Source organism: Paenarthrobacter sp. RAF54_2, assembly GCF_052113945.1.
Taxonomy (GTDB): domain Bacteria; phylum Actinomycetota; class Actinomycetes; order Actinomycetales; family Micrococcaceae; genus Arthrobacter.
Window position 1 is genome coordinate 32,954 of record NZ_JBFRDV010000008.1, and the last position, 14,753, is coordinate 47,706.

A 14,753-nucleotide genomic window follows, 5' to 3' on the forward strand; every position below is an offset into this window, starting at 1 on the left:
GAAACACGGCGTCCCGGCGGATATCGCTAGGATGGGAGCTAGCCGTAAGCGGTCTACTCCAGGGTTACCAACCCACAGACGAATTCAGCATAGGAGTCACCATGCCCATTGCAACCCCAGAGATTTACTCCGAGATGATCGACCGCGCAAAGGCTGGCGGATTCGCTTTCCCCGCGGTCAACGTGACGTCGTCGCAGACTCTGAACGCTGCGATCCGCGGTTTCGCCGAGGCCGAATCCGACGGCATCATCCAGGTTTCCACCGGTGGCGCAGCCTACTGGTCCGGCGCTTCGGTCAAAGACATGGTTGCCGGTTCCCTCGGTTTCGCCGCGTTCGCCCGCGAAGTTGCCAAGAACTACAACGTCAACATCGCCCTGCACACGGACCACTGCCCGCAGGACAAGCTTGCAGACTTCGTTCTTCCGCTTCTTTCTGCTTCCGAGGAAGCCGTCAAGGCCGGCAAGGACCCCATCTTCAACTCGCACATGTGGGACGGCTCGCACGAGACCCTCTCTGAGAACCTGCGCATCGGCCGCGAACTGCTTGAGCGCGCAGCTGCAGCGAAGATCATCCTCGAGGTCGAAATCGGCACCGTCGGTGGCGAAGAAGACGGCGTTGAGAACGAAATCAACGAGAAGCTCTACACCACCACCGAAGACGCTCTCGCTACCATCGAGGCCCTGGGTGCCGGCGAAAACGGCCGCTACCTCACCGCCCTGACCTTCGGCAACGTGCACGGCGTGTACAAGCCGGGCAACGTCAAGCTCCGCCCGGAACTGCTCAAGCAGATCCAGTCCGAGGTTGGCGCCAAGATCGGCAAGGACAACCCGTTCGACCTCGTGTTCCACGGCGGTTCGGGCTCCAGCGAGCAGGAAATCGCTGACGCCGTTTCCTACGGTGTCATCAAGATGAACATCGACACCGACACCCAGTACGCGTTCACCCGCCCGGTTGCCGGCCACATGTTCTCCAACTACGACGGCGTCCTGAAGGTCGACGGTGAAATGGGCAACAAGAAGACCTATGACCCCCGCGTCTGGGGCGCTTCCGCCGAAGCCGGCATGGCCGCGCGCATCGTCGAAGCCGCACAGCAGCTCGGATCGGTCGGCAAGACTTTCTAATGTCCGACGAATTCCGGAAGAACCTGATGGGGCCGGAGCCCACGCTCCTGCCCGCCGAAACCGAGGTCTACCAGCACCTGGCTCTCGGCAAGGAAGCGCTGGACCTTGTGGAGAAAAACCCCACGTCGTCACTTCTGTGGGCAATCCTTGCCGAGGAAGCCTGGGCTGAGGGCCGCACCATCGACTCTTACGCTTACGCCCGCGTGGGCTATCACCGGGGACTGGACTCGCTGCGCCGCAACGGCTGGCGCGGTGTGGGACCGATCCCGTGGGAGCACGAGCCCAACCAGGGCTTCCTGCGCGCACTCTACGCACTGGGTCGTGCCGCCGCAGCAATCGGCGAGCCCGAAGAGCCCGAGCGGATCGAGAAGTTCCTGAACGACTCAGACCCCAAGGCCAAGGCAGCGATCGAGGCCAGCTAAGGTCTGCGCCGCTAAAGCAAACGACGACGGCGGCCCTCACCAAAAGGTGGGGGCCGCCGTCGTTAGCTCGTTGCGGACTGCAACGAAGGGGGAGACTAAGCCTTGCGCGGGATGCCCGTGCGCGCCATTGCCTCGGCATAGGCGCCGTGGATGGCGTCCAGGTATTCCTGCTGGCGCGCGGGTGTGCCTGCGAAGGAGCGGCCACCAAGGGAGCGGACTTTGAAGGTCTTGAAGCCGCGGCGGGCGATGCTGGCAGGGGCGGCCTTCATCAATTGGTCGGCGAGGCGGTGTGCCTCATTGCCGTGTGCCACGAGGGCGGACGTGCGCGGCAGGATCGCGAGCAAGCGCAGGAGCGGCTTCAGGCCTTCGGTGATGTTGGCTGGCGTCAGCTTGCCCGGTTCCTCGTTGGGCTCGATCCACGGGTACGCGTTCCACGGCATCATGAGCTCCGGGCGGAGACCCAGCTGCCACTGCATGCCGAGCATGCGGGTGGCTGCTTCTTCGTCACCCGGGTTGATGAATCCTTCGCCGGAGTTGGTGCGCTGATTGGAGAAAAGGCTGACGATGCGGCAGTCATCCATGCTGTGGGCGGGGTCGATGTAGAGGACCTCGCTGCCCGGCTTCTGCTCCTTGATGGAGTCGCACAGCTCGTTGACCTCGGCGATGTGCGGTTCGTAGCGGCGGTTCCAGAGGATTTCTTCGGGTGATTCAGTCGCCAGTTCTTGCATCAGGGGTTTGGTCTCCTAGGTGTTACTGCGCGCACCTTTCCAAGGGGCCGCGGGCATGCCGCTGCCGAACCTCAAAGGGTGCTGTTGGGGGCTAACTAACCTTACCGGACTATGGGCGCTGCAGCACCCTGTTTCGGCGCGCCCCCAAATGAGACGCGGCGTGTTGCCCCGGAAACGTGTCTGGAATCTCGACGGACCGCGCAACTCCGGCCTCACCTCTGCGGCGCAGCCCTCGACGCCGGTGCGTCATTTCCGGCAAGATGCCCGGTATGGAGAAACAAGAATCGCCCGCTGCCGCCGTTACTGCTTTCCAGGAGCTGGGTTCGGAGCTCGCATCCGCAGGAGTGGTCACAGGGAAAATGTTCGGCGCCAGCTCGCTCATGCTGGACAAGAAGGCGCTGGCCTGTTTGAACGGGGACAAAGTGGTGTTCAAACTTGGCAAGGAGACTCCCGAACATGCGCGTGCCCTGGCCCTTCCCGGGGCCGTGCTTTTTGATCCGTCCGGCATGAAGCGACCGTTCAAGGACTGGGTGGAAGTGCCTTTCAGTTCGCGCTCCCAGTGGCCCGCGTTCGCCGAAGCGGCCCTTCGATTCGTGGCCGGCGGGTAAGGCGCCCAACGTCCTCCGCGCCGACGTCGAGAGCTGCCGTTAACCCTAAAGTGCACCTCCGCCGGAGGGCGCTTTTCCTTCCCCGGATAATGACGGTGAAACCACTGGTTTCGGGGGAAACCGTTCGGCCTCCCCACCAGCTCAGCATCATCAACCGTGGGGGTTAGACAATGGTCGCAAAGACGTCAACGAATAAAGCAACGAAGGTTCGCGCGCTTCTTGCGGGCGGGCTTGTCCTGGGCGTAGGTGCCGCGTTCACGCTGGCCGCCTGGACGGACAACGAGTGGGTTTTCGGTAACTCCGGTGGGGACAAAGGCCCGGGCACGCTGACCTACCACATGGAGCAGAACACGTTCAGCAACACCAACGGCACGGGCGCCGATGCGTGGAGCGACAAGCCGAACATTCCCACGGTGCCGAGCTCGACCACCGATGGCGCACTCACCTTCGGCGCCATCTCGGCCGCGCTGAAGCCCGGAGATACGGCCTATGCGCCCATGCAGCTGCGGGCAGCAGCGGGTTCCGAAGCCCTCACGGCCACTTTGGCGGAGGCAGTCAAGCTCGGCGGGACAGCCCCCGCGGCTGACACCACCACCAATTCCCTGGCCCTCTACAACGCCCTGACGTACCGCGCTGTCCAGGGTGTGACTCCGGCGAACTGTGCGGCAGGCACCCTGACCGGCGGCACGGACATCGTTGGTTCCGCTGCGGCAGGTGTCCCGTTGACAACCAACTCCAACACCCCCATTTCCCTGCCGAAGGGCGCCGATGCTGCAACGGCCGGCATGGCAGTGAACATTTGCTTCGCCATCACCCTCCCGTCCGCCGTGACCGACGTGACCTTGCAGGGTAAGCAGACGGTTCCGCTGTGGAGGTTCACCAGCATCGTCAGCTCGTAATACGGTTCTGTGACAGAGCCATTGACCCGGACCAGGAGCTCGTCCCCATTGCCCCCTTCGGCCCCTGCCTTAGGAGGGACGGGCTTCTGGGCCGTCTTGTCCCGCATCCTCAACCTCTCCCGTGAGATTGCCCTGACATTGGTGGCCGTGCTCGGGTTAGTGTGCATTGTGGCGCTGCTCCTGGGCTTCGCCTACAAAGCATCTTTCGTGGTGTTCAGGACCGGATCCATGGAGCCCATCTATCCGGTGGGAGCCTTGTCCCTCACAGTCCAGGTGCCAGCGGCGGAATTGATCCCGGGCGACGTCGTATCGGTCAAGCGTTCAGAATCCGGGGTCCTGGTCACCCACCGCGTGGTGTCGGTGGAACCGGCCGGTTCCGGGGCTTCCTTGCGCCTGAAGGGTGATGCCAACAGTTCGGAGGATCCTCTGCCGTACCAGGTGGAAACCGCCAAAAAAGTACTTGCAACGGTCCCTGCGGTGGGTTCGTGGGTGATGGCTATGAGGGGCCCGGGTTTCATTGGCGCCGCCTCAGTCGCGGTGGCCATGCTCGTAGTGTGGGCGTACTGGCCCAAACGGGCGGCACGTCACAAAGGTGTGGTCTCAACAGGGAGGTGAAATAGCCGTGAAGCAGCGGTTCCGAAAGGTGCGGCCCGCAGCGGCGGTGTGTGTCGCCGTCGTCAGCGCCTTGGCCTGCGCCGTTCCCGCCCAGGCTGCCGACAATCTCATCCCTGTTCCCCAGACCGGAACGCCAGGGCTGCTGTGGCTTTCATCCTCGGTTTACCCGCTGGAGTTCCCGCAACTGGCCCCCGGTGATTCGTTCGTCTGGCAGATCGGACTGTCCTTGGAAAAGCCTGAAGCCACCTCGGCCCTCCAGCTCACGGCAACCGGCGGGCTGGCCGCGGCGGGTGGCTACTCCATCAGTGTGGACGAGTGCGCAGCGCCGTGGCAGGGCGACAGCGGGCTCAACCAGCAGTTGGATTGCCCGGCAGGTTCAACGTCCAGAATTGCGCCCACCCGCCTCAGCGACTGGGATCAGGGTGTCCGCGTCCCGCTCAGCAACCTCCGGGCAGGGACGTCGCCGTACCTGCGTTTCACTCTTTCAGGACTCGCCGACGCCGCTCCTCCCCAGGGTGCCGCACTCACCTTGGGGATCGGGATCGCCGCCATGGGAGACGACGACGGCGGAAGCGCGCCCTCGCTGCCAGCGACGCCCGGTGGCGGAAACAAGGAGCCCCTGGGAAACACGGGGGCCATGTCCCTTCCGGCATTGTTTGCCGGTAGCGGGCTGCTGATCCTTGGAACGGCGGTCCTGGTGTTGCTGAAGCGTCCGCGTGAAACCCGGGAGCAGGGCGCATGACCGCCCGGCGCTCCCTGAGCCACTCTCTTCGCCGGGCATTTTTCAGTAGGCCAAGCCGCTCAATCCTGGTGGCAGCCGTCTCAGCCATCACGTTGGCAGCCACCACCAGTCTGACCACCGCTGCCTGGACGGACAGCGAATGGGTGAAGAGTTCCGTGGGGGTGAGTTCCCCTGGTGATTGCAGCACCAACACGATGTTCACCAACCAGGCCTGGGCCAGGCAGCTTTACGGGTCGGTGTTGAACACCCGCCTGGACACCGTGGCGGGAGTCCAAGGACTGAGCGTGGTCAACAACGGCACTTCAGCTTCACCCACGCCAGTCTCCGCCGTGCTCGTGCCCGGCACCACGGATGCCTACGTCACCAAAGTCCCTGCCACCGCCCTCGGTAGCAGCCCAGTTTCCGTGGGGCTGGGACTGGGCGCTCCGGTTGGCGGGTTGGGGACGTACACGCAGTGGGCGCGCTCGCAGAAGAGCGGGCAGGCGCAGGGAGCGTCGGGCCTGGTGTCCGATCAGAGCGGTGCCGTGGACGTGGCTGGCACAGCGAACGGTGCGGCTACTGCGCCAAAGTCGGCCAGTATTTCGCTGGGAAACATTGTCCCGGGATCCCTGGCAGGCGTCACCTTGGATGTTGGAGCCGTGGCGTCATCTTCGGCGCTTGATGCCTGCGTGATGACCAACGGCTGGCCGATGCTGGACACCACCCCTACGGTTCAGCGTCAATATGCGATTGCGGGGCTGGATCTGACTGCGGCGATTCCGGCGGTGGGTACGTTGTCCACGCAGGGCGCTTCGCTGGTGGGAGCTGTGCCGGCGCAGCTGAACGCGTTGCTGGGAACAGGTGGGTTGACTACAGGGATCTCTGATGGAATCTCCGCATTTATCAATCCGCTGCTGGGATCGTTGTCGCTCGGATCCATCAGTACTACGGCAACGTTGTCAGCCCCGGATCTGACCGGGGTGACCGCGATGATGACCGAGTCCATCAGCGACGGAATCGTCACCATCAACCTCGGCACAGGGACGGTCAAGGTCAACATCGCCTCGCTTGCCGGGAGCACCACCGGTTTGAACGGCATGGAACCCAATCACGCCGTAGTCCTGGACGCGGCCATGACTACAGCGGTGACCAACAGGGTCACGGCCTTGCTGGATTCGTGGAAGAACCGGGTGCTCGCCGCGCTCACCACGGCGCTTCGCTCGATCACGCTGAACGCCACCACCAACATCACCTTGAAGCTGGCGACCATCAACGCGGCCACCATCGGCGTCAAGATGGGGCCGTCCACCTTGGGGCAGTTCCTCGACGGGAGCGCCGGGGCCCCCGTGGTGACCGCCGACGTCATCGAGCTTGACCTCGGAGGTGAGGTGACTGGACTGCTGAGTCCCATCAGGTCGGCCCTGCTCACGGGCAGCAACGGCGTGGTCAAGAACGTCCTGAATGCCACCATCTTCAATGCCGGATTGATCCCAACCCTGGGCACGAACCTGCAGTTGGTGATCACCCCGGTGATCAACGCCGTCGGGCCTGTCCTGACAGGAGTCCGGACGCTGGTGGCCATTAACGTCAACGTCCAACCGGACCAAAGCTGGGCCGGTACCAAACCGGCGGACGTCACAGCCGCTGTGGGCGAGTACAAGGTTTCGGCGATACGGGTGGGACTGGTGGGCAGCGCGGGTCTGTTGAGCCTGCACCTGGGCAGTTCCTCGGCGGGTCCTGCCGCCTTGAAGATTCCTTGACTTCTCCACAACTCCATGCCAACAGGGGCCAAACACCGGAGAAACCGTTGCCATCGGCTAAACTTGGCTGGTAAGAGCCCCGAAACTCTTGCGTACGCTGCCGTCCGCGGCAGGCTGCACCGGTAAGTCGGGGCATTCTCATGTACGGCGTCGAGTCCTGGCCATCCGGCTTGGTCTCGCCCGAAAGAATGGGGGAGGATCCCATGCCCGCTATCGTGATCGTCGGAGCCCAGTGGGGCGACGAAGGCAAAGGCAAAGCTACCGATCTGCTCGGTGGCCGTGTTGACTACGTGGTTAAGCCCAACGGCGGCAACAACGCCGGGCACACCGTGGTGGTTGGCGGTGAGAAGTATGAGCTGAAGCTCCTTCCCGCGGGCATTCTGAGCCCCAACGCAATTCCCATTATTGGCAATGGTTGCGTGGTGAACCTCGAGGCACTCTTCCAAGAAATCGACGGCCTTGAGGCCCGTGGCGCGGACACCTCCCGCCTGCGCGTTTCGGCCAATGCGCACCTCGTCGCCCCTTACCACCAGGTCTTGGACAAGGTCACGGAGCGCTTCCTCGGCAGCCGCGCCATCGGTACTACCGGCCGCGGCATCGGTCCGGCTTACATGGACAAGGTGGCCCGCCTGGGCATCCGCGTCCAGGACGTCTTCGATGAATCGATCCTCCGCCAGAAGGTGGAAGGTTCGCTGCGCCAGAAGAACGAACTCCTGGTCAAGGTCTACAACCGCCGCGACATCGTGGTGGACGAGATCGTGGACTACTTCCTCTCCTTCGCTGAGCGACTGCGGCCGCTGGTTATCGACAGCACGCTGGAGCTGAACAACGCGTTGGACGAGGGCAAAGTTGTGCTCATGGAAGGCGGCCAGGCAACGTTCCTGGACGTTGACCACGGCACGTACCCGTTCGTCACCTCATCCAACCCGACGGCGGGTGGCGCGTCCGTCGGCTCGGGCATCGGTCCCACGCGTATTTCCCGTTCCATCGGCATCATCAAGGCTTACACCACACGTGTTGGCGCCGGTCCGTTCCCCACTGAACTGTTCGACGAAATGGGTATGTACCTGCAGAAGACCGGTGGCGAGTTCGGTGTAAACACCGGCCGTCCCCGCCGTTGCGGTTGGTACGACGCCGTGCTGGCCCGCCACGCTTCCCGCGTCAACGGCTTCACGGACTACTTCGTGACCAAGCTGGACGTCCTCACGGGCATCGAGCAGATCCCGGTCTGCGTAGCCTATGACGTCGACGGCGTTCGCCACGACGAAATGCCCATGACGCAGACCGAGTTCCACCACGCGGTGCCGATCTTCGAGTACTTCGACGGCTGGACCGAGGACATCACTGCGGCTCGCACCCTGGAGGACCTCCCGGAGAACGCCCGCAACTACGTGCTGGCCCTGGAAAAACTCTCCGGCACGCGCTTCTCGGCCATCGGCGTCGGCCCCGACCGGGACCAGACGATCGTGGTACACGACCTGATCAACGACTAAGTTTTACCGCAATTTACGACGACGGCGGGTCACCCCCGGTTCCATGTTGAACCGGCGGGTGGCCCGCCGTTTTGGTCACGCCGTTTTGGTCACGGTAGGACTGCGACGGCCTTCTGTGCAGCATCCGCCCTCAACCTAGCTGCCTGGACGATGATGCCCACTGCGGCAGCAGCCATGATGACCACTCCGTAGGCCTGCAGTGTGGGCACAAGTCCCCAGATGGGCGCGAGTAGGCCAGCAATGATGACCGGCACGCTGAACGCCAGATACGCCGCCGTATAGATGGCGGAGAAGACTCCCGCGCGTTGATGGGGTTGGATATGGGGTGCGATCAGGCGAAGCTGCCCTCCAAAGGAGCCGCCGAATCCGAGACCGCCAAGTACGGCGCCGATCCAGACGGCGGCAAGCCATTTTTCACTGACTCCCAGGAGGACCGCCACTATCCCCAGCAGGATGAGGGACACTCCAACAAGGGAGCCATGCCGGGCAGGGTGCCGGGCGAACAAGAGCCCTGCAATGGCGGCGGAGAATGGACCCAGAAATGCGGAGAAACCTGCCACCAGTCCCCCATCCAGTGCAAAGTGCAGCCGGAGCAGTGGGGGGAAGAGCCCTAGGAAGAAAGCAGGGAACATCCAGCCCGCAATGTGAACCGGGATGCCCGCGGCAAATTCTCGTCGGATGCCAGCGGGAAGACTGAGCCGGGGTGTGAGGGATCGAGCTGCCCCGGGGCGTTTTGGCGTTGTTTCTGCTGTGAAGCTGACAAAAACGATGGCCAGGATCATGACGCCCGTGAGAATGGCGAAAACGAGCAGGTTGGCGTCCGCTGTGAACTGAACTGCGGCGCCCGTTACGAGGGCTCCGATGCCAAGACCCCCAGCCACCGACGCACCCGCAAGGCCGCCAGCGAGTTTCTTGCGGTGTGACGGTGCTTGCTCGGCGATGGCTGCGTTGAAGGCGCTTGTTGCAATGCCGGTGGCGATTCCTTGCAGGGCCCGCGCGATGATCATCCAGGTAATGGTGGATGCAACCATGAACGCGATCATGGAAATCAGCTCGGTGTACAAGGCAATCAGCATGACTGGGCGCCTGCCCAGATGATCCGAAAGTGAGCCTCCCACCAGCAGCGCTGCCAACAGGCCTATTGCGTAGATGGCGAAGGCGAGGCTAAGGGTGGCCGCCGAAAAGCCCCACTCCTGCTGCCGGAGCGAGAGCAAAGGCGTGGGTGCCCCTGCCGCGAAAAAGAATGCGGCGAAGACCACGGCTAGCCCGGGGAAAGCCGCTTTGGCCGGGAACGTGCGGGGTGGCCGGGATGGTGACAAGGTACGGGACAAGTGAAGCTCCTTAGACAGAACGGTCTAATCCCAGTTAGACAGGTCGGTTCAATAAAGTCAAGAAATTTTAGACAGATCTGTCTGATATGCTTAGTGCATGGCCTCCACCAAACTTCCGGCTCGTCAGCGTCTCCTCGATGCTGCAGACAAGTTGTTTTATGCCGAGGGTGTCCACACTGTTGGCATTGACCGCCTTATCGAAGAGGCAGGCGTAGCCAAGGGCTCGCTCTTCTACAATTTTTCGGGCAAGGATGATCTCGTTGCCGCCTACCTGGAGGGTCGCGACCATCAACGGCGCGAACGCATAGCCAGGTTCCAGCAGGGCTTGGATGATCCTGTCGACAAGCTCTTGGCCATCTTTGATGCCCTGCAGGAAACGGTCTCGTCTCCCGGATGGAGGGGATGTCCCTTTGCCAATGCCAGCGCAGAGGCACTTCCCGGAAGTGTGGAGGCCGAGGCACTCCGGGCCTTCCGGGACTGGCTTTCAAACGCGATGCTTTCCCTCTGTGAAGAAGCAGGCTTTGTTGAACCGGCAGGTGTGGCCGCCCGGCTCCGGCTGCTCTACGACGGAGCTGTATCGAATTCAAATCTCGATGCGCAGCCAGAAGCTGTGGGCTGGGCCAAAGAGCTGGCCGCGAAAGTTCTGCACGACTCACCTCGCGCGTCGGAATAGCCTCGCGGGGAGGGTAGTTGTCCGAAGAATGAAGGCAATTACCTATAGCGAGTATGGAAACCCGGACGTCCTTGAGCTGACCGAGCAGCCAATGCCTAAAGTGGGGCCGGGCATGGTCCTGGTGAAGGTGAAGGCGGCATCGGTGAATCCTGTCGACTGGAAGATTATGGCCGGCTACCTGGACTCCTTCATGGATCTGCAATTCCCGGCTATTCCCGGCTGGGATGTAGCGGGAGTGGTCGCTTCTGTGGGAATCGACGCACCGCATTTCAAGCCCGGCGACGAAGTTATCTCTTATGGCCGCAAGGATTACGTCCACGGCGGCAGCTTTGCTGAATACATTGCGCTCCCGGAGCGGCTTCTTGCCAGGAAGCCGACCTCCCTGGATTGGAACCAGTCGGCCGGGCTTCCTTTGGCCGGTCTCACGGCTTTCCAGGTGCTCAATCGTCTAGGGCTCAAGGCGGGCGAGACGGTTTTGATCCACGGCGGTTCTGGCGGTGTCGGATCCCTCGGCGTTCAGATCGCCGTGGCGCTCGGCGCACGGGTCATCGCGACCGCGTCGGAAAGGAACCACGAATTCCTCAAGTCCCTCGGAGCCGAAGCTGTGGCATATGGTGAGGGGCTGTCCGACCGCGTGCGTACTCTGAGTCCTGCCGGAGTGGACGTAGTGGCCGACTTTGCGGGTGGAAACCTCGAGGCGACGCTGGATGTCCTGTCTGAAGGAGGCCGGCATGCATCCATTGCAGACAGTGAGGTGGAGGCACATGGCGGAACCTGGATGTGGGTAAATCCTGTTGGTGCCGAACTGCAGCAGCTCGCTGACCTGGTGGACGAACACAAGATCCGGGTAGAGGTGGCGGACACACTTCCCTTGGCCAAAGCAGCGGATGCGTTCCGGCTCAATATGGAAGGGCGCACTCGCGGAAAGATTGTGCTCACGGTGGGCGGCGAGGATTGATCAGTATGGCTGCACGCACGACGGCGGGGCGTCACCTCGGTGGATTGACGGGCGACAGACCCCTAGGACCATGATCGCGTGCCAGGGTTCCAGCTGTGGTGATCGGCCGCCGTGCCGTTGAAGACTGGCTCGATAAACGTCAGCACAAGTTCGACCTGGGCCTCCAGGTCGCGCTGGCACATCTCCTCAAGCTTCAGTTTCCGGCGCCACGCCGCCCATTTTGCCTGCCTGCCATCCTGGCCGTAGCCACCGAGCAGGCCGCGGAGTGGGGCGAGATCGACGCCTCGATGTTGAGCAACTTGAATTGCCGCTTGCCTTACCTCCCGAGCCTTGAACTCGAATCGCTCAGAGAGGAGTGCGACATCGAGTAGATCGCGCCAGCGGGTGCTGGCCGTTCCGCGCTGGAGCATCGTCACTGTTTTCTCAGCAATTACGGTGAGGAGAGGATGGCCCTGCATCTTCACGAACCCGGAAAGCAGTGACGGAATTTTGATGAGCTCCGGCGCGGGCCAGATGGGGTCGCCTGTGCTGATGTCGAGTTTGATGACGATATTTGCGCGATACAACGTCGCAGGTAGGGCCACCCGTAGACCGCTGTATTCATCCTCGTCCCGAATCTGCTCGGTCGTCAGATCGTCGGTGTTGAAAACCAGGCCGTCGTCGACGACGACGTCGGAAACCGTTTTGACCACTTCGGTGATACGAGTTACGTCGAGTTGGAAGTCGAGGGCCTGCATATCGATGTCGCGCGTGGGTCGGCGAAGAGCATGAGCTGAGAGCAGGACCCCGCCCTTGAGGCAGAAATCACCAGCATGACGGGTGTCGCTGAGCCGCGCAAGAAATCGCTCCAGTGCGTATAAGACGAAAATCTCCTCCGATGGCCGACCCCTTTTGCGCGCAACGGCTTGCAGTTGCCGGTAGATCTCGCTGGAGCTCATAGAAGGACCTCCATGGCCACACGAAGGGGTCCTTTGGATCGAGGAATAGCCGTGGAAAGCTCCATGAGTCGTGCCGGTTGTGATCCAGGGCGCTTGAGCCAATTTCTCAAGGCTTCGATGCCCGTTTCATATCCGGCGCTGGCTCGAAGGCGGAAGGCGTCAACTATGGATCGTTCGGCCGAATAGATGCCTATGCGGGCATCTTCCACGCCTTCAATCGGGACCAGGGTGCGGTCGAGATCGAACGTTGCTTTGTCGAACTGATGCCAAGTGATTGGTCCCGCGATTTTCGGAGGCGTCTTACCGCGCGGTAGGGCCAAGTCAATTGTGGAAGGGATCTCGTCGATGAGGCCGTGCCTCGCAAGTGCGCTGCTGAGGCAGATGGTAGCTAACGGCGCCTTATATGCAGCCTCAAGCAGATCCAAGTCGGCATCGAGACTCCGGCTCAAAAAGTACAGCCCTGGTCCTAGTTGATCGATAACGCCCGAGTCGCGGAGCCGATACAAGCTCGCCTTTGGTACCCCCAATCTAGAGGCCTCATTGACGGTGAAGGGAGAGCCCTTGGGGAGCTTGTCGATGAGCGGACTGCGATAGACCATGGATAAATTGTACGACAGATAAGTTTATGTGTCGTAGAAAAGATCCATTGCAGCTTAAGCGAGCGTTCCTGCTGTGCTGCACCATTGCGTGGACAGCCTGCCGGGCGAGGAGCATAATAGTTAGCGGAGCTAATTAGCACTGCTAACTATTATGCCAACCTCAGGAGGCGCCTCCCAGTGACCGCAGCTATTAACGACGGACCGGCGGAGATTCAAGCTGACGTTCTTGCCATTGATCTTCGAACCGCGGTGATGCGGACATCCCGCAGGCTGCGCATCGAAGCCACTGGCGAGGTTATTACTCCCGGGCAGTACACGGTGCTCGCCCACCTAAATTCCGGTTCGCAGACGCTGCGGGAATTGGCCGAGCTGGAGCACGTCCAGGCACCGTCGATGACCCGGATCGTGAACGCCTTGTCCGGGCAAGGCTTCGTGTCACGGCAGGCCCACCCCGAAGACGGCAGGCAGGTCCACATCAGCATCACTTCCGCTGGCCAGGAAGTTCTGGCCGAGGCCCGCAGCCAACGGACTGCTTGGCTGGCCCAGCGGGTAGCAGGACTCAGCGAGGAGGATCGGCTGACACTCAGCCGGGCCGCACACATCATGCAGGAGATGAGCGGCAAGTGAGTGCCATGTTCCGTGCCCTCGAGAGTCCCAATTACCGGCTCTGGGCTGGTGGTGCACTGGTGTCCAACGTCGGCACCTGGATGCAGAGGGTGGCCCAGGACTGGCTGGTCCTGACGGTCCTCACCAATCACTCCGGAACGGCTGTGGGCATCACCACGGCCTTGCAATTCCTGCCTATGCTCCTGCTCGGGCCGTATGCGGGCGTCCTGGCCGACCGCTATCGCAAGCGCGTGATCCTCCTCTGGACGCAAACGGCCATGGGAATCTGCGGGCTGATCGTTGGCCTTCTGGTGGCAACGGGTGTTGCCCAGTTGTGGCACGTCTATCTCGCCGCCCTTGCCTTGGGGTTGGCTGCGGCCATCGACGGCCCGGCCCGGCAAGCGTTCGTGTCAGAACTTGTTGGCCCTGACAGGCTCTCCAATGCCGTGGCCCTGAACTCGGCGTCCTTCAACAGTGCCAGGCTGACCGGCCCGGCCATCGCCGGTGTGCTCATTGCATGGATCGGGACGGGCCCGGTGTTCCTTCTCAACGCCGCGAGCTTTGTGGCCGTCATCGTTTCCCTCTGGCGGGTTAAGGCATCGGAGCTGGAGCCAGCAACGCCAGTGGCCCGCGGCAAACACCAATTGACCGAGGGCCTCCAGTACGTGCGTCAGCGCCCGGACCTGGTCCTCATTTTGCTGATGGTGGGCCTCCTGGGCGCCTTTGGTATGAACTTCCAGGTAACGAATTCGTTGATGTCCACGGCGGAGTTTGGCATGGGGCCGGAGGCGTTTGGCCTCCTGGGATCCATCATGGCCGTGGGAACGCTCGCGGGTGCGTTGCTTGCCGCCCGCAGGTCCGGCCCGAGGCTCCGTTTCATGCTGGGCGGCGCGCTGAGCCTCGGCGCTTTTACCGTCCTGGCGAGCATCTCGCCGTCGTTCTGGATTTATGCGGCAGTACTTGTTCCAGTAGGGCTGGCGTCCATCACGTTCCTGAACAGCTGCAACACCACCATCCAGTTGTCCGTTGAGCCCCAATTCCGTGGACGCGTCCTCGCGCTGTACCTGGCCATCCTGCAAGGCGGGACCGCAATTGGAGCACCCCTTATGGGCTGGATCGGCACGGAATTCGGGGCCCGCTGGGCTGTCGCATCAGGCGGGGTGGTGGTCTTGGTGACCGCCGTCGCTTGCGTGATCCTGGTCAGCCGCCGAAGCCAGAAGACGCTCCGTGAACATGTGCGCAGTGCATGGCTGCGGAGACGGGCAACCCAAGTGTCTTGAG

The 14,753-nt window shown here is 62.3% G+C and carries 16 protein-coding genes; 12 read left to right on the forward strand and 4 right to left on the reverse strand.

Annotated features, from left to right (window positions below):
- Positions 1–101: 101 nt before the first annotated feature.
- Both fbaA and AB4Y87_RS09790 read left to right on the forward strand, forming a co-directional pair.
- Positions 102–1,121: a class II fructose-bisphosphate aldolase gene (fbaA, locus tag AB4Y87_RS09785; RefSeq protein ID WP_431117919.1), complete on the forward strand. Its 1,020-nt coding sequence runs from the start codon at positions 102–104 to the stop codon at positions 1,119–1,121.
- Entirely contained in the window at positions 1,121–1,543 is a 423-nt protein-coding gene (locus AB4Y87_RS09790) for a DUF3151 domain-containing protein (protein WP_223935654.1), read from the forward strand. Before fbaA ends, AB4Y87_RS09790 begins: the two co-directional genes overlap by 1 nt.
- A 95-nt stretch (positions 1,544–1,638) precedes the next feature.
- Here AB4Y87_RS09790 and AB4Y87_RS09795 read toward each other — a convergent pair whose 3' ends face one another.
- Positions 1,639–2,271, reverse strand: coding sequence for a uracil-DNA glycosylase (locus AB4Y87_RS09795; RefSeq protein ID WP_431117920.1), 633 nt, complete (start codon positions 2,269–2,271; stop codon positions 1,639–1,641).
- Positions 2,272–2,540: 269 nt separating this feature from the next.
- Here AB4Y87_RS09795 and AB4Y87_RS09800 point away from each other — a divergent pair, with 269 nt between their 5' ends.
- From AB4Y87_RS09800 to AB4Y87_RS09825, 6 genes are all read left to right on the forward strand, one after another.
- Entirely contained in the window at positions 2,541–2,879 is a 339-nt protein-coding gene (locus tag AB4Y87_RS09800; RefSeq protein WP_442004154.1) for a hypothetical protein, read from the forward strand.
- A 170-nt stretch (positions 2,880–3,049) separates the two neighbouring features.
- The gene (locus AB4Y87_RS09805; RefSeq protein WP_442004155.1) at positions 3,050–3,778 is read left to right on the forward strand and encodes a SipW-dependent-type signal peptide-containing protein; all 729 of its coding nucleotides are present in this window, start codon (positions 3,050–3,052) and stop codon (positions 3,776–3,778) included.
- 48 nt (positions 3,779–3,826) lie between these two features.
- Positions 3,827–4,393, forward strand: a complete 567-nt coding sequence (locus AB4Y87_RS09810; RefSeq protein ID WP_442004156.1) for a signal peptidase I — start codon at positions 3,827–3,829, stop codon at positions 4,391–4,393.
- A 7-nt stretch (positions 4,394–4,400) separates the two neighbouring features.
- Positions 4,401–5,135, forward strand: a complete 735-nt coding sequence (locus AB4Y87_RS09815; protein WP_442004157.1) for a hypothetical protein — start codon at positions 4,401–4,403, stop codon at positions 5,133–5,135.
- Entirely contained in the window at positions 5,132–6,874 is a 1,743-nt protein-coding gene (locus AB4Y87_RS09820; RefSeq protein ID WP_442004158.1) for a choice-of-anchor G family protein, read from the forward strand. Before AB4Y87_RS09815 ends, AB4Y87_RS09820 begins: the two co-directional genes overlap by 4 nt.
- 203 nt (positions 6,875–7,077) lie before the next feature.
- Entirely contained in the window at positions 7,078–8,367 is a 1,290-nt protein-coding gene (locus tag AB4Y87_RS09825) for an adenylosuccinate synthase (RefSeq protein WP_442004159.1), read from the forward strand.
- Between the two features lie 89 nt (positions 8,368–8,456).
- On the opposite strand, the gene AB4Y87_RS09830 is transcribed toward AB4Y87_RS09825, so the two are convergent.
- Positions 8,457–9,698 carry an MFS transporter gene (locus AB4Y87_RS09830; protein ID WP_442004160.1) on the reverse strand — a complete coding sequence of 414 codons (1,242 nt, stop codon included), beginning with the start codon at positions 9,696–9,698 and terminating at the stop codon, positions 8,457–8,459.
- Positions 9,699–9,795: 97 nt separating this feature from the next.
- Between AB4Y87_RS09830 and AB4Y87_RS09835 the strand changes: the two genes are divergently transcribed.
- Together AB4Y87_RS09835 and AB4Y87_RS09840 are read left to right on the forward strand one after the other, a co-directional pair.
- Positions 9,796–10,371, forward strand: a complete 576-nt coding sequence (locus AB4Y87_RS09835) for a TetR/AcrR family transcriptional regulator (RefSeq protein ID WP_442004161.1) — start codon at positions 9,796–9,798, stop codon at positions 10,369–10,371.
- A gap of 28 nt (positions 10,372–10,399) precedes the next feature.
- Positions 10,400–11,329 (forward strand): NADP-dependent oxidoreductase, encoded by a 930-nt coding sequence (locus AB4Y87_RS09840; RefSeq protein WP_442004162.1) that lies wholly within the window; start codon positions 10,400–10,402, stop codon positions 11,327–11,329.
- 62 nt (positions 11,330–11,391) lie between these two features.
- Here the strand turns inward: AB4Y87_RS09840 and AB4Y87_RS09845 are convergent, their stop codons facing one another.
- Both AB4Y87_RS09845 and AB4Y87_RS09850 read right to left on the reverse strand, forming a co-directional pair.
- Positions 11,392–12,267, reverse strand: coding sequence for a nucleotidyl transferase AbiEii/AbiGii toxin family protein (locus AB4Y87_RS09845; RefSeq protein WP_442004163.1), 876 nt, complete (start codon positions 12,265–12,267; stop codon positions 11,392–11,394).
- Positions 12,264–12,866 (reverse strand): type IV toxin-antitoxin system AbiEi family antitoxin domain-containing protein, encoded by a 603-nt coding sequence (locus tag AB4Y87_RS09850; protein ID WP_442004164.1) that lies wholly within the window; start codon positions 12,864–12,866, stop codon positions 12,264–12,266. Before AB4Y87_RS09850 ends, AB4Y87_RS09845 begins: the two co-directional genes overlap by 4 nt.
- 252 nt (positions 12,867–13,118) lie before the next feature.
- Here AB4Y87_RS09850 and AB4Y87_RS09855 point away from each other — a divergent pair, with 252 nt between their 5' ends.
- Positions 13,119–13,493: a MarR family transcriptional regulator gene (locus tag AB4Y87_RS09855; protein WP_442004343.1), complete on the forward strand. Its 375-nt coding sequence runs from the start codon at positions 13,119–13,121 to the stop codon at positions 13,491–13,493.
- On the forward strand, positions 13,490–14,752 hold the full coding sequence (locus AB4Y87_RS09860; protein WP_442004165.1) for an MFS transporter: 1,263 nt from the start codon (positions 13,490–13,492) through the stop codon (positions 14,750–14,752). Before AB4Y87_RS09855 ends, AB4Y87_RS09860 begins: the two co-directional genes overlap by 4 nt.
- Position 14,753 lies beyond the last annotated feature (1 nt).